The organism is Haloarcula sp. MBLA0138, from assembly GCF_055632455.1.
The window spans coordinates 586,145-600,927 of the sequence record NZ_CM145746.1 but is presented as its reverse complement, the minus strand read 5'-3'; the positions used below and the strand labels follow the sequence as shown (position 1 = coordinate 600,927).

Below are 14,783 nucleotides of genomic sequence, written 5' to 3'. Positions count from 1 at the left end.
GGGTGACACTGAAGGCCGTCCGGGCACGCTATCCTGTATGGAAGACATCGAGAACGTCGGCGGTCGGGACCGAATCGCGCGGGCAGTGTTGGCGGTCGTACTCGCCGTCGCCGCCGTCCGCTCGTTCCGGAACGGGAAGCGCGCTCGGGGCCTGCTGGCCGGCGCGGGCGCGGTGGCCTTCGGCTTCAACGCGAGTACGAAGTACTGCGGCGTCAACGACGCGCTCGGCGTCGACACCACGGCCGGGGAGGACGACGCGGGCGCGGCGGTGGACATCGAGACGGACAGCGACGCGGACGACGACGACGGTCGAGAGCTGACCTGCGCCGCCTGCGGCGACCCCATCGTCCCCGGGCAGAACCGCGGACCGAACGCGGACGGCGAGGTCGTCCACGACGACTGCGCCTGAGTTGCGGCGTCGGCGCTCGTGGCGATTCGACGGAGCGGCGATGCTCGCCCACGTCGCGCGCGGTCCGGTGCGCGAGCGACGGGCCGGCGTCAGCTCGGCGATAGGTCCGTATCGACCGGTTCGTACACCTGTATCCACCCGTCGCTCTGTACCGTCACGAGGTAGTCTGTGTACCGGAACTCAACGACGCCGACGCCCTGCCGCGAGGTCTCGGCCACGGTCGGCCCGAAGAACGTGTCTTCGAGGGCTGCCGCGTCCACGCACTCGTACAGCGGGGGCGATTTCAGTTCGGTCGGGGCGACGCCCGCCGCCTCCGCGACCGCGGACACGATAGCGGTCGTGAGTTCCCTCTGTCCGTCGGGCTGGTAGTGACGCTGTGCGACCTGTGACCAGTGCGTTTCGGTACGGCTGCCGGTATCGGGTCCGTCCGTGGCTCCGTCGTCGGTTCGTCTACTCATTCGTCCCACCCCGGGCGTGGGTCTCCTGCGTGGCGTCGAGGCTGGCACCCATCCCTTCGAGCGCGGTGAGGACCTGCTCAGCGTGCTCGGCGGCGGTAATCCGCTCGGTCGTCTCGTCGAACGTGACCACGCCCTCGTCGACCAGTTTCGGGACGTGCGCGTGGTACAGCGAGACGTACACGGCCTCGTGCTGTGCGTCGGTCACGGCGTGTTCGGCGACGTCGTTCTCCCACGCGGCGACTTTCGTCGCGAGGTCGGTCAGCGACCACTCGGTCTCTTCGAGAAGGGTGTAACACAGGTAGCGCCGTCGGGTGTGCCCCAACACCTCGTACACCGGTTCGAGACCCAACACGTCCGGGGGCGGGAGTTGTTTCTCGGGCGATGCGGACGCGCCGGCAGCCGCCTCCTCTTTCGGGTCTGGTTCTCCGGGCATGTCCGTAGGGAGGGGTGTCTCGGGTATTAATGTTCCCCCGGTTGTCAGAAAGAAGGTCGTTTGGGCCCGAATACGCGCTGTTTACTATCCAAATGCGGCCCGGGTGTGAGCCGATTGTGGCGGGCGGCGGACGGGCGGTGCCCATTCGGGACGCGTCGGATACCGCGTCCCGACGGCCGGAAGACTGGTGCTTTATGTAAATACCCGCTCCACGTACTCCGTATGCAGACCCACATCGTGCCGGTCGGGTTCGACTACGACCGGCTCATCGCGCCGCTGGTGCGCGAGCAACTCGACGTGGACCGGGTCATCCTCCTCGAAGGCGCGGTGGGGAGCGAGGCCAACGTCGAGTACTCGCGCAACCTCTCGCGGAAACTGGAGAAGGACTACGGGAACCTGCTCGGGGCCGAGACCGAGCGGTTCGTCGTCGGCGACGTCTACGACTACGACCAGGCCTTCGAACAGGCCTTCGAACTCATCAACGCCGAACTCGACGCGGGCAACGAAGTGTGGGTCAACGTCTCGGCGATGCCCCGAACGGTCTCTTTCGCCTTCGCCACCGCGTCTCACTCCATCATGGTCGAGCGGGAGGGGGACCGGGACCGCATCCACACCTACTACACGGTCCCCGAGAAGTATCTGGAGACCGAACTCGCGGAGGAACTGCGCCGGCAGGTCGCCCTCCTGCGGGACCTCCAGTCCGGCGCGGACGTGGCCGACCGGGTCGACGACCGACTCGAGAGCGCACAGGCCCTCCTAGAGGAGTTCGACGAGCGCGGGACGACCATCGGAGCCAAGGAGATAGACGGCTCGCACATCGTCGAACTCCCGGTGGCGTCGTTCTCGAACGTCAAACCCTTCGAGGAGGTCATCCTGTTCACGCTGGGCGAACACGGCGAGTTCGAGTCCGTCTCCGAACTGGCACAGGAACTGGCCCGCGACCTCGGCGAGGAGTACACCGACTCCTTCCGCTCGAAGGTCATCTACAACGTCGACCGGCTCGGTCCCGGCGGAAAGGGGTACATCGAGCAGGAGGAACACGGCAAGTCCTACCGCACGCGGCTCTCGCGCATCGGCGAGCTGTGGGTCCGCGCGCACTCGGCGGAGGACCGCGAACACGGCGCGCTCTGAGGCCACGCCGTCTCACTCGCTCGAACCCGCCGACCGTCGCGGCCCGACGGCAAACCGAAGTCGTTTAGCCCCCGGTTGGCCCACGTATAGGTAATGGCGCGTCGAGTAGTCTCTCGGTCCGTTCTCGTACCTGTAGTAGGGGTCTCCACGCCCCACTAATCCCCACCGCTCGACGCCCGAACCGTTTTCGACCGACCCGCCCAGAGGACACATGAGTGATACACAGGACCCGCCGACCGAGGAATCGTCCGCCGACCAACAGACGCTTGAGGGGGAGTACGACCCCCGCGAGGTAGAACCCGACTGGCAGGAGCAGTGGGTCGCCGACGGCACCTACGCCTACGACGGCGACGCCGACACCCGCTTCAGCATCGACACGCCGCCGCCGACGGTGTCGGGCAACCTCCACATGGGCCACCTCTACCAGTTCACGCTGCAGGACTTCGTGGCCCGCTACCACCGGATGGCCGACGATACGGTCTACTTCCCCTTCGGCTACGACGACAACGGCATCGCCTCCGAGCGCCTGACCGAGCGCGAACTCGACATCCGTCATCAGGACTACCCGCGCCACGAGTTCCAGGAGAAGTGCCGCGAGGTCTGTGCCGACTACGAGGCGGAGTTCACCGAGGACGTGCAGTCGCTCGCCATCTCGGTCGACTGGGACAACACCTACAAGACCATCGCGCCGGACGTCCAGCGCGTCTCCCAACTCTCTTTCCTCGACCTCTACGAGCAGGGCCGGGAGTACCGCCAGCGCGCCCCGACCATCTGGTGTCCCGACTGCGAGACGGCCATCTCGCAGGTCGAACAGGAGGACAAGGACAAGGCGACGCTGTTCAACGACATCGCCTTCGACCTGCTGGAGACCGGCGACGGCGCGGCCGACGACGACGCGACGTTCACCATCTCGACGACCCGGCCCGAACTCCTGCCGGCCTGTGTCTCCGTGTTCGTCCACCCCGACGACGACGCGAACCAGCACCTCGTCGGGGGGACGGCGAAGGTGCCGCTGTTCGGGCAGGAGGTCCCGATTATCGCCGACGAGCGCGTCGACATGGGGACCGGCAGCGGCCTCGTCATGTGCTGTACGTTCGGCGACCAGAACGACATCGAGTGGTATCAGGCCCACGACCTCGACCTCCGACTCGCCATCGACGAGTCCGCGACGATGACCGACCTCGCCGGCGACTACGAGGGAATGTCGACCCACGAGGCCCGCGAGGCCATCATCGAGGACTTGGACGCGGCCGGCTACCTGCTCGAATCGCGCGACCACGAACACACCGTGCAGGTCCACGAGCGCTGCGAGGAGGAGGTCGAGTATCTGGTCACCGAGCAGTGGTACGTCGAACTGCTCGACAAGACCGACGAGTACCTCGACGCCGGCCGGGAGATGGACTGGTACCCCGAGAAGATGTTCAGCCGCTACCAGCACTGGATAGAGGGGCTGGAGTGGGACTGGTGTATCTCCCGCCAGCGCGATTCGGGCATTCCCATCCCCGTCTGGTACTGCGACGACTGCGGCGAGCCGACGCTCGCCAGCCCCGAACAGCTCCCGGTCGACCCGCTCTCGGACGCGCCGCCGGTCGACGCCTGTCCCGACTGCGGCCACCACTCCTTCACGCCCGAGGAGGACGTCTTCGACACGTGGGCCACCTCCTCGCTGACGCCGCTGGTCAACGCCGAGTGGGACTGGGAGGCCGACCCCGAGGCCGACAGCGAGGGGCCGCTCTCGGTCGCCGACGGCGAGTTCACCATGGCAATGGACGAACTCTACCCGTTCGACCTGCGCCCGCAGGGCCACGACATCATCTCCTTCTGGCTGTTCCACACCGTCATCAAGTGTTACGAACACACCGGCGAGGTGCCCTTCGAGAGCGTCATGATAAACGGGATGGTCTTAGACGAGAACCGCGAGGCGATGTCCAAGTCCAAGGGCAACGTCATCCCGCCCAGCGAGGTCTTAGAGCAGTTCCCGGTCGACGCCGCCCGCTACTGGGCCGCCGGCACCTCCATCGGCGACGACTTCCCGTACAAGGAGGGCGACCTCGAAGCCGGCGAGCGCTTGCTCCAGAAGCTCTGGAACGCCTCGCGGCTGGTCGACCAACTCACGCCCGCCGACCCGGCCGCCGAACCGGCCGAACTCGCGGCCGTCGACGAGTGGCTGCTGGCCGAACTCGACGCCGCCGTCGCCGAGGCCACCGAGCGCTTCGAGGCCTACGAGTTCTCGAAGGCCCGCAACCACCTGCGCTCGTTCTTCTGGTCGACGTTCTGTGACGACTACCTCGAAATCGCCAAACAGCGCCTCGACGACGGCGGCGACCCCTCCACCGAGTACACGCTGGCGACGGCCCACCGGACCTTCCTCAAACTGTTCGCGCCGTTCCTGCCCCACATCACCGAGGAGCTGTGGACGCGCCTCTACGGCGACGACGGGGCCGACGGCTCGGTCCACACGACCGACTGGCCGACCGAGCGGGGTTACGACGCCGACCTCGACGCCGGCGAGACGGCCATGGAGGTCATCTCCGCGCTCCGGCGCTACAAGACCGAACACGGCCTGCCGCTGAACGCCGACCTCGGCCACGTCGAGGTGTACGGCCACGTCGCCGGCTTCGAGGACGCCGTCGCGGAAGCGATGCACGTCGACACGCTCGACACCTACGAGACGGCCCCGGACATCACCACCGAGGTCAGCGGCATCGACCTCGACTACTCGCTGGTCGGGCCGGAGTTCGGCAGCGAAGTGGGCGACATCGACGCCGCCATCGAGGCCGGCGACTACGAGATAACCGACGACACGCTGGTCGTCGCCGGCGAGTACGAACTCGGCGAGGCGATGTTCGCCGTCGAGGAATCCCGCACGTACTCCGGCGACGGCGAGATGACCGAGACCGACCACGCCGTCGTCGTCGTCCGCTAGTCCAGCGACGGGTACTCGTCCCCGGCCGCGGGGACGTGCCCGACCGGGCCGGCGCTCGGCGCGTCCGGCCGCTCGCTCGCGCTCGGTTCCGCTCCCGTCGCCGCGGCGTCGGCCGCCGGGAGCGTCATCTGGACGGTCGTCCCGGACGCCTCCGAGGCCGGCCGCACCACGGTCAGGTCCCCGTCTGATTGGTCGACGACTGTCTGGATGAGATAGAGCCCGAGGCCGCGGCCGTGTTCCAGCGGCCCCTCGGCGGATTCGGCCAGTGCCGTCAGCTCCACGTCGGGGATGCCGACCCCGTCGTCGGCTATCTCGACCTGCCACGCGGGACCGCCGTCGGTCCCCTCGGTCCGGGTCACGGTCGCCCGCACAGCCACGTCGTCGGCGTCGTTGTGCTCGACGGCGTTCTCGACCGCCTCCGCGACGGCGGCGTCTATCTCCGGGTGCGCGACGGCGGCGTCTATCTCCGGGTGCGCGACGGCGGGGGCCGTCGGCGGCGTCTCGGTCGTCACGGTGACCGACTCGTCGACCGCCTCGGCCGCGCGGTCGACCGTCTCGACGACGTCGACGGTCTCCTGTCGGTCGGTTCGCAGGACGCGCTCGATGCGTCGCGCGCGCTCGCTGGCGCTGTGGAGTTCGTCGAGGTGGTCCTTGACGACGCGGTACCCACGCTCGGCGTCGACGTCGCGCCGTCCGAACGCCGCGCCGAGCCACCCGTCGATGACCTGCAGTTCGTTGCGGAGGTTGTGCCGGAGGGTTCGGTTGAGGACGCTAGCCTGCTTCTGGAGGCAGCGCGCTCGCGCGGACTCGGCGCGGGCCTCGGCCATGCGCTGTGCGTACCCCACGTAGAAGTGCGCGATGCCGGTCGCCATCGCCACGCCGCCGAAGCCCGACATGGCGACCATGTAGTACGGGTAGCTGAGCGTCACGCCGTTCTGGAACTGGACGAACTGGATGAACGCGACGAAGCCGCCGCCGTACAGACCGCCCCCACAGAGCAAGGCGGTCGTCGTCAGCACCTGCCGGCGCGTCGGGTCGAGACGCTGGAACCGGACGCCGGCATAGAGGATGCTCAGCGCCAGCACCACCGGGAGGACGCTCTCGACGGCGGTCATCGAACTCACAGGACCGATTCGGACGGCGTGGCCGACTGCGAGACAGACACTCGCCGTCGCCAGTACGAGGTGGGGGAGGGCGACGATACGGCGTGGCTGCTGCACGGATTTACGTATACGTTCGGGACGGGTACCAGATGTGCCTACTCAGTTAGGCATTCCCGTCGCGTCACCCGTCGGAGGGCCCTTTGAGCTTCTCGACCCGCGTCGACAGCGCCAGAAACGTCGCCATCAGCGTCAACACGACGGCCCACGCCGCGGCGAAGTCGTGGGCCGCGACGGTGTGGTCGAACTGCCCGGGGGCCACCAGCGGCTCCGCGCGCAACCACGTGTGGTGGGGACCGTCGAACACGGGGACGAAGTAGTCGACGAGGTCGTTGAACCCGTACCACGCGACAGCGACGGCGACCGCCGGCACCGAGAACGTGGCGTAGCGGTGAATCAGGAACGCCTCGGCGGCCATCGCCAGATGCGAGGTGACGAGGAACCAGTAGAGCCACAGCGGGACGCCGCCGGGGCCGTTGAGGAACAGTTGCACGTACGGCGTCCACAGGCCGAGCTTGATACAGCCGAAGAAGGCCAGCGCGTGGAGCCACTCGGCATCGATGTCCAGCCGCCACGCGACCAAGGAGAGCCCGATGAACATGGTCGCCACCGGCGAGTCGGGAATCAGCGGGTAGGCGGCGAGTGGCGCGGCACCCAGTTGCCCCTCGACCAGCGGCGGGGCCGCCTCCAGCGGCCGGCCGGCGTAGTACCAGAAGCCAAAGAGCGTCCCGACGAGGTTGACCAGCGCGATGGGCCACGCCAGCCGGAGGCCGACGTTCTCGACCCACTCCGGAAGCGGCGCGACGTATCGCGGGAGGCCCGCCGGGTCGGGCAGTGACCCGTCGAAGACGCGGGCGACGACGCTCTCGATTCGGCCGCCGACTCTCACCATGTCCGCTCCGTCGGCTGGGGCGAAGAAAACGGTAGCGGTGGCCCGCTCCCGACCGCTCGGGCAAAACGTGGGCGAAAACCGGTTCCCTCGGTCGCAGTGCTCCCTCGGAACCGTCCCAGAACTCCCGTCCTCACGGCAAGGACACGCAGATACCACCTTTTCCCCGTCGGGTCGGTCGCGTCGCTCCCGACCGCTCGGGCAAAACGTGGGCGAAAACCGGTTCTCTCGGTCGCAGTGCTCCCTCGGAACCGTCCCAGAACTCCCGTCCTCACGGCAAGGACACGCGTTAAGTAAATCCAGTCCCAAGCCGCTGACAATGCCCGAAGCTACCGATTTGGAGGACCTTCGCCGCGGGACAGACCTCGTCAAGCGCGGCTTCGCCAAGATGCAGAAGGGCGGCGTCATCATGGACGTCGTCAACCGCGAACAGGCCCGCATCGCCGAGGACGTGGGTGCCGTCGCGGTGATGAACCTCGAAGCCGTGCCCGCCGACATCCGCAAGCGCGGCGGCGTCGCGCGGATGGCCGACCCCGCCTCGCTCACCGAGGTCATCGACGAGGTGTCCATCCCGGTGATGGGGAAAGCCCGTATCGGCCACACGAAGGAAGCGGAGATTCTGGAGGCCGCCGGCGCGGACATGGTCGACGAGAGCGAGGTTCTCACCCCGGCCGACGAGCGTTACCACATCGACAAGCGCGACTTCACCGCGCCGTTCGTCTGTGGCGCGCGGAACCTACAGGAGGCGCTGCGGCGCATCGACGAGGGCGCGGCCATGATTCGCACCAAGGGCGAGGCCGGCACCGGCGACGTGAATCAGGCAGTCCACCACCAGCGCAACATCAAAGGGGCCATCCGCGAGCTGTCGGGAATGAACTACGAGGAGCGCGAGAAGTGGGCCCGCGAACACGAGGCCCCCGCCGACCTCGTCCACGAGACGGCCGACATGGGGCGACTCCCCGTGGTGAACTTCGCCGCCGGCGGCATCGCCACCCCCGCCGACGCGGCGCTGATGATGCACCACGGCTGTGACGGCATCTTCGTCGGCTCGGGCATCTTCGGTGCCGAGGACCCCGAGGCCATGGGGACCGCCATCGTCGAGGCCGTCAACAACTGGGACGACCCCGAGACGCTCGTCGACATCAGCCGGAACGTCGGCGAGGGGATGAAAGGCGACGCCAACGCCGACCTCCCCGAGGAGGAGAAGCTACAGGGACGGGGCGTCTGAGCGCCGTCGAGTCCGCTCGCCCGTCGTCCGCGGACGGTAACACACAAGGCAACGCGTCCGCGTTGTGAACTATGCAGCAGACCGACGTGGTCCAGCAGGCGCGGCGACTGCTGGAGCAGTTGACCAGCGCCGAGGGCCGGCTCGCGGTCAGTGCCGGCCTCGTCGTGGTGACCCTTCTCGTTGCCCTGCTCGCGCTCCCGTTCGGCATCAGGCAGATTCAGCGCGCCCTCGCCTCGCGGTACATGACCGGCCGTGCTGGCGAGTTCGCCGACTCGATGAGCGAGTACGTCCCCACGTCGTTCTCGGGACTCGTGCTCCGCGGGGCACAAGTCGCCGCCATCGTCGCGACCGGACTCGGCCTGTTGGTCGTCTGGGGCCGGTACGACCTCGCCGTGGCGGTGGCGACGCAACTGGGCAACGCCGTCCCGCGGCTGTTCGCCGCCGCCCTCTCGCTGTTTCTGGTTGTCCTCGGCTTCGCCGCCTCCGAACAGCTCAAGCGCGCCGTCGACCGCTTCGGCGAGGGTTCCGACCGCGTCACCGAACACCAAGAGGAGATAATCATCCGGGTCGGACAGGTCGCGCTCGTGGTCACCATCTCCGCCTCCATCCTCTCGCTGTGGGGTATCGACCTCAGCGGCCTGCTGGTCGGGGCCGGCTTCCTCGGTATCGTGGTCGGCTTCGCCGCCCGGCAGACGCTGGGGTCGCTCATCGCCGGCTTCGTCCTGATGTTCTCCCGGCCCTTTACAATCGGAGACTGGGTCGTCGTCGGCGACCAAGAGGGTATCGTCACCGACATCACCATCTTCAACACCCGGCTGGAGAACTTCGACGGGGAGTTCGTCGTCATCCCGAACGACCGGGTGAGCGACAGCCCGGTGACCAACCGCAGCCAGAAGGGGCTGCTCCGGCTGACTCTCGACGTGGGCGTCGACTACGACACGGACGTCGAGTACGCCCGCGAACTCGCCCGCGAGACCATCGCCGACATCCAACACGTCGTGGACTCGCCGCCGCCCCACGTCGTCCCCAAGTCCTTCGGCGACTCCGCCGTCGTGATGGAACTGCGGTTCTGGATAGACCACCCGACGCCGCCCCGCAAGTGGCGCGCCATCTCCGCCGTCGTCCGCGAGATAAAGGCCGCGTTCGACGACGAGGGCGTCGCCATCCCGTTCCCCCAGCGCTCGCTCTCGGCACGGGACGGTGCTGTCGAGGAGACGGCGGTCGTCGAGCAAACACGGGCAGACGGTGAGGGCTGACGCCGCACAGTCGAGCGGGAACAGGCCGGCGGCCGGGGCCTACTCAGCCGAACAGTCCGTCGAGAACCAACCCGAGCCCCAGCAGCCAACAGCCGGCCAGCAGCGCCAGCGCGCTGGCGTGAAAGAGCCACGCGAGACCGTCCCCGGCCGAGAGCGGCGTCGCCATCGCGGCCGCGACGAGGGTCACCGCGGCCATCGGCGAGGCGGCGTCGCCGACCAGTCCGACGAGCGTCCCGGCCACCAACGGGAGCGCGACGACCACCGCGACGAGGCCCGCTCGCTCGGCGAGTCGTCCCGCGACCGCCGGGTCCGAGAGGCCGCCGGGTCGGCGGGTCGGCCGGTGTTGTGACATGTGTTACCACTGTTTTGTGGCTGCGCCGATAAATCCACCGGTGAGACAGATAGCTACGCAGCCGCCCGCAGACGGCCGCTTTTCGGGTCGGGCGGTCGGGCGTCGCCGGTCGAAGCTATTATCCCCGGGCGGACGAACGACGTGGTATGAGCACTCCGCCGGGGGAGTATTACACCGAGGAACGCTGGCAGAACTGGCTCGACCGCATCGAGGAGGACGGGGTCGACCCCGAGGACGAGGACTCGGCGCGCCTGCTGTTGAACCTGCAGGACGACGCCGCCATCGCCGTGGCGAAGATTCTCACTGACTACGAGGACGGCGACTTGGAGGAGGAGACGACGCTCGACGAACTCGCGGGGGTCCGAGAGATAGTCCTCGACGACATCGAGATGGACGACGAGGACACGCTGATGCTGCTGGACGGCGTCCAGACCTCGCTGGTCTGTGTCTTCTACGCCGCCGAGGAGTACGTCGCCGAGGGCGTCGCCGACGAGGCGACCGTCGCCGACTACGTCGGTGCCGCCGCCGACGCCGAGGCCGAGGAAGACCTCGACGCGGCGCTTGGCTACTGCGTGCAGGCCGGCACCCGCGTCGTCGACGGCGACGAACTCCCGATGGAGGTCGTCGAGGACCTCGACTACGGGCTGGTCTCCGAGTGGGTCAACGGGCTGGACAGCCTCCAGACCGCGATGAGCGACCCGGAGGTCGTCGAGGAAGAGGACGAAGGCTGAGTCACCCGGACTCGCATCCCGAGCCGGCGGACAGGTTTTTACCTCCGACTCCGGTACTACGGCCATGACTTTCGCGGGCGACGAGCGCGGGCAGTCGGTGCAGGTCGGTGCCGTGTTGCTGTTCGCGGCACTCATCGTCGCGTTCTCGTCGTATCAGGCGTTCGTCGTCCCCAGTCAGAACCGCGCGGTGGAGTTCAACCACAATCAAGAGGTCCAGAGCCAGCTACAAGACACGCGAAACGCCATCGTCTCCGTGCCCGCCCGGTCGAGTTCACAGGCCGTGACCGTACAACTCGGGACGCGGTACCCGAGTCGGGCCGTCGCGGTCAACCCCGGGCCGCCGACCGGGTCGTTACGGACCGACGGCACCGTCCGGACCGACGTGGACCTGACGATAACCAACGCCGAGGCGCTGGCCCGCGAGACCGACGACGAGTGGGACGGGGCACCCCGGCGGTACAACACCGGGGCGCTGGTGTACACGCCCAACTACAACCAGTACACGAACGCGCCGACGACGTACTACGAGCACTCGACGCTGTACAACCGGTTCCGGGGCGAGTCTGTCGCGCTCTCCGGACAGACCGTCGTCGACGGCCGCGAGATAACGCTGGTCGCGCTCAACGGCTCGCTGTCGCGGACGTCGAGCGGCGCGACGGCCCTCGACATCGAACCGGTCAGCCGCTCGGCGCGGACCATCGGCGTGACGAACGACGAGGCCGGCCAGTCCGTCACGCTCTCGTTTTACTCGCGGCTCCCGGCCAGCAGGTGGCAGACCATCCTCGAATCGGAGTACGACCCGTCCGACAGCTACGACGACCGCTACCTCGTCGATGTCTCGGCGGGCGGGGACACCGTCGACGGACGCAACAACGTCACGCTCACGTTCGAACCCGGCACGGACTACCGCCTGCGCCTCGCCAAGGCCGGCGTCGGGACGCGGGTGACCGCCGAGGACACGGCGTACCTGACCGACGTGACCGGCGACGTGACGACGGTCGACCAAGGCGAGACGGTCACCCTCGAACTGGAGGTCCGCGACCGGTTCAACAACCCGCCGGCCAACGCGACCGACACCCCGGTGCAGGCACAGGCCGGCGCCGGCGAGTTCGCGTCGACCGGCACCGCGAGCGCCGAACGAACGCCCGACGCCGACGGGTCGGTCAGCTTCGAGTACACGGCACCGACCAGCGGGACGGGTGAGCAGGGCGTCCAGTTCAGCTACGCCGGCATCGACGGCACCTTCGACGCCGAAACGCCACAGAACGTCTCCATAACGGTCGAGGTAGAAGCGTCCGGCAACGGCGACGGCGGCCCCGGGTCGTACTACACGATGCACTGGACGGCGGCGACGGCGGTTCCCGGGACGACCAGCGACGGCGAGACCTGTGAGGGGTCTGGCCCGTGCAGGGTGCAACTGCAGGCCGAGACCCGGTCGTCACAGACAGGTGCGGTCGTCGGCTTCGCGTCCAACGACACCGGCGTCGCGGACCTGTTGGCCGACGACACGGAGGAGGAACTGACGAACGTGACCGGCACGAGCGGGACCGCCCAGCGGAAGGTCCGGTTCGCGCGCACGGAGGGCAACGCGACGCTATGGGCCCAGAGCGGCGGGGTCAACGCCTCCCGACGCGTCTCGACGCCGATGTACGAGAGCTTCGACGCGGGCTTCGGGAAGTGGGGCACGTTCGGCTCGTTCCAAGGGAGCGGGCCGTTCCGCCGGGGCACGGGCGCCAACAGCGGACAGGCGGTCGTGTTGCCGGGCGGGAACGACGGTGGCATCGTCACCTCCGGATACGACACGACCGGTGCCGAACTGGTGGTCTTCCAGTACTGGCTCAAGGAGAGCGACGAGGGCGACGTGGGCGACGGTAACGGGGCCATCGCGGTCGAGTACCGCGACAGCGCCGGCAACTGGAACGAGGTCGACAGCCTCGAACTCACCGGCACCAACCCCGGACAGCACCGAATCGTCCGGCTCGGTGCCGGTGCGATACACGACGACCTCGCGCTCCGGTTCGTCCAGACCGGCGCGGACACCGCCAACGACGAGTGGGTCATCGACGACCCACAACTGAGCGTCATCGGCAAGTCCGTCGGCGGCGGGCAGGCCGGAACTGGCGGCGGCGGCGGCGGTGCCGGCTCCGACACGCTCATCACTGCGGTCGAGCCGAATCCGGCACAGCTTGCCGACAGCGACGGCGAGTTCGTCCGCGTCGAGGTGCCAAGCGGCGTCGACACCAGCGGGTGGACCCTCGCCGACGACGACGGCAGCCAGACCCTCTCGAACGTCGACGGCGCGGTCTACTTCGCGCGGAACCCGACGGCGTTCGCAAACCAGTGGGACGGCGTCTCACAGAGCGAAGTCGAGAACTTGGGTATCGCGCTGAACAACGGCGGCGAACGCGTCGAACTGCGCGACAGCTCGGGGACGCTCGTCGACCGGTTCGCCTACGGCGGCGAGACGTTCGGCGACGGCTCCTCGTTCACATACAGCGGCGAGGGACAGGTCGCCTACCGGACCCAGAGCGGCGGGAGCTACGTCGACACCGACAGCGCGAGCGACTGGGCCGAGGAGGGGGAGTGTTCGTTCCTCGGCGGCGGCGACGGCTGTGGCGGCGGTGCCGACCCCGGCCCGTCGGGGAGCCTCGCGTACGACGACGCCGACAACGACGGGACCTACGACGGCGGCGAGACGACCTACACCGCGTCGGAGCTGGAGAGCGGCTTCGACCAGCCGTCGGTCAACCTCGTGATTCCCTCGGACGTGGGCACGCTGGAGGGGGCACCGATAGACATCAGCGCCAACCGCATCACGTCCGACGTGGACATGACGGCGACGAGCGGGCGGCTGGAACTGACCGGGACCCAAGGGGTCGACCTCACCTCGCAGCAGCTGTCCTCGCCGGGGTCACAGGTCAACGTCACCGTCACGAACGGGGGCGCGACCCTCGACCAAGCCACCGTCAGTTCGTCGAACGACCGGGTCCACGTGGTGGCACAGACCGACATCTCGGCGACGAACGCGGACCTCCAGACGAACAACGGGGCCGCGGTGAACCTCACGGCCGTCGACGGCTCCGTCACGGCCGACGACGCCTTCCTGTACGCGACGAACGACCTGACGAAAGTCAGGGCCGACGGCGGCGTCTCGCTGGTCGGTGCGAACCTGACCTCGACCGGTGGGGAAGTGAACGTGACGACGACCGGCGGCGGCGTGACCGCGACGGACGCGAAGCTGTACACCAACAACGGGGGCCGCGTCTACGTCTACAGCACCGCCGGTGCCCTCTCGCTAACCGACGTCAACGCGACCGCGACCAACGCCGGGCCGGTGAACGTCACGACCACCGGCGGCGCGATAACCGCCGACGGCGCGCGGCTCTTCGCCGACAACGGACAGGTGTACACGTACAGCTTCGACAGCATCTCGCTGCGAAACGACGCGAACCTCACCAGCACGAACGGGCAGGTCAACGTCACCAGCACGGGGAGTTCTATCGACGGGAACACGAGCACGTTCGTCGCCACCAACAGCTTCGTCGAGTTCAACTCCGCCGGCGACATCAGGGTGGCCGACGGCCGCATCGTCTCGTCGTCGGTGGCGCAGGCGGACCTCTCGCAGGGGCGCAACTCGCTGTTCGTGGACGAACTCGTCGTCGAGGACCCGGCCGAAGACCCGCAGACGCTCGATTACTCCCCCAACGGCGTCAGCGAGGTCGGGACTCCAAGCAAGGGAACCGTCCAGTGACCGCCGGCCGGGGGCCGCTTCGCGCCCCGAAACACCCGAAGGAGGTTTACCCGAGGGCG

General features: G+C 68.2%; 12 protein-coding genes. 7 read left to right on the top strand and 5 right to left on the bottom strand.

From position 1 onward, the window contains the following. Positions 1-37 precede the first annotated feature (37 nt). On the top strand, positions 38-409 hold the full coding sequence (locus tag ACV7JO_RS03055) for a YgaP-like transmembrane domain (RefSeq protein ID WP_470354871.1): 372 nt from the start codon (positions 38-40) through the stop codon (positions 407-409). 89 nt (positions 410-498) lie between these two features. On the opposite strand, the gene ACV7JO_RS03050 is transcribed toward ACV7JO_RS03055, so the two are convergent. Both ACV7JO_RS03050 and ACV7JO_RS03045 read right to left on the bottom strand, forming a co-directional pair. Then, positions 499-867: a HalOD1 output domain-containing protein gene (locus tag ACV7JO_RS03050; protein WP_470354870.1), complete on the bottom strand. Its 369-nt coding sequence runs from the start codon at positions 865-867 to the stop codon at positions 499-501. Then, on the bottom strand, positions 860-1,300 hold the full coding sequence (locus ACV7JO_RS03045) for a DUF7344 domain-containing protein (RefSeq protein WP_470354869.1): 441 nt from the start codon (positions 1,298-1,300) through the stop codon (positions 860-862). The genes ACV7JO_RS03050 and ACV7JO_RS03045 overlap by 8 nt, the downstream gene beginning before the upstream one ends. Positions 1,301-1,522: 222 nt before the next feature. Here ACV7JO_RS03045 and ACV7JO_RS03040 point away from each other — a divergent pair, with 222 nt between their 5' ends. After that, positions 1,523-2,431: an HFX_2341 family transcriptional regulator gene (locus ACV7JO_RS03040; protein ID WP_470354868.1), complete on the top strand. Its 909-nt coding sequence runs from the start codon at positions 1,523-1,525 to the stop codon at positions 2,429-2,431. A 211-nt stretch (positions 2,432-2,642) separates the two neighbouring features. Then, on the top strand, positions 2,643-5,357 hold the full coding sequence (locus ACV7JO_RS03035; protein WP_470354867.1) for a valine--tRNA ligase: 2,715 nt from the start codon (positions 2,643-2,645) through the stop codon (positions 5,355-5,357). Here the strand turns inward: ACV7JO_RS03035 and ACV7JO_RS03030 are convergent. Beyond that, a complete protein-coding gene (locus ACV7JO_RS03030; protein WP_470354866.1) occupies positions 5,354-6,577 on the bottom strand; it encodes an ATP-binding protein in 1,224 nt (407 codons plus the stop codon). The two genes, ACV7JO_RS03035 and ACV7JO_RS03030, sit on opposite strands and share 4 nt — an antisense overlap. Before the next feature lie 64 nt (positions 6,578-6,641). Next, a complete protein-coding gene (locus tag ACV7JO_RS03025) occupies positions 6,642-7,409 on the bottom strand; it encodes a DUF1405 domain-containing protein (protein WP_470354865.1) in 768 nt (255 codons plus the stop codon). Between the two features lie 316 nt (positions 7,410-7,725). Between ACV7JO_RS03025 and pdxS the strand changes: the two genes are divergently transcribed. Both pdxS and ACV7JO_RS03015 read left to right on the top strand, forming a co-directional pair. Beyond that, positions 7,726-8,634 (top strand): pyridoxal 5'-phosphate synthase lyase subunit PdxS, encoded by a 909-nt coding sequence (gene pdxS, locus ACV7JO_RS03020; protein ID WP_470354864.1) that lies wholly within the window; start codon positions 7,726-7,728, stop codon positions 8,632-8,634. 71 nt (positions 8,635-8,705) lie between these two features. Then, the gene (locus tag ACV7JO_RS03015) at positions 8,706-9,890 is read left to right on the top strand and encodes a mechanosensitive ion channel family protein (protein WP_470354863.1); all 1,185 of its coding nucleotides are present in this window, start codon (positions 8,706-8,708) and stop codon (positions 9,888-9,890) included. 43 nt (positions 9,891-9,933) lie between these two features. On the opposite strand, the gene ACV7JO_RS03010 is transcribed toward ACV7JO_RS03015, so the two are convergent. After that, on the bottom strand, positions 9,934-10,242 hold the full coding sequence (locus tag ACV7JO_RS03010; RefSeq protein ID WP_470354862.1) for a hypothetical protein: 309 nt from the start codon (positions 10,240-10,242) through the stop codon (positions 9,934-9,936). Positions 10,243-10,388: 146 nt separating this feature from the next. Between ACV7JO_RS03010 and ACV7JO_RS03005 the strand changes: the two genes are divergently transcribed. Next, entirely contained in the window at positions 10,389-10,973 is a 585-nt protein-coding gene (locus tag ACV7JO_RS03005) for a DUF2150 family protein (protein WP_470354861.1), read from the top strand. A gap of 64 nt (positions 10,974-11,037) precedes the next feature. Further along, complete coding sequence (locus ACV7JO_RS03000; protein ID WP_470354860.1) at positions 11,038-14,724, top strand: hypothetical protein; 3,687 nt, start codon at positions 11,038-11,040, stop codon at positions 14,722-14,724. Positions 14,725-14,783 lie beyond the last annotated feature (59 nt).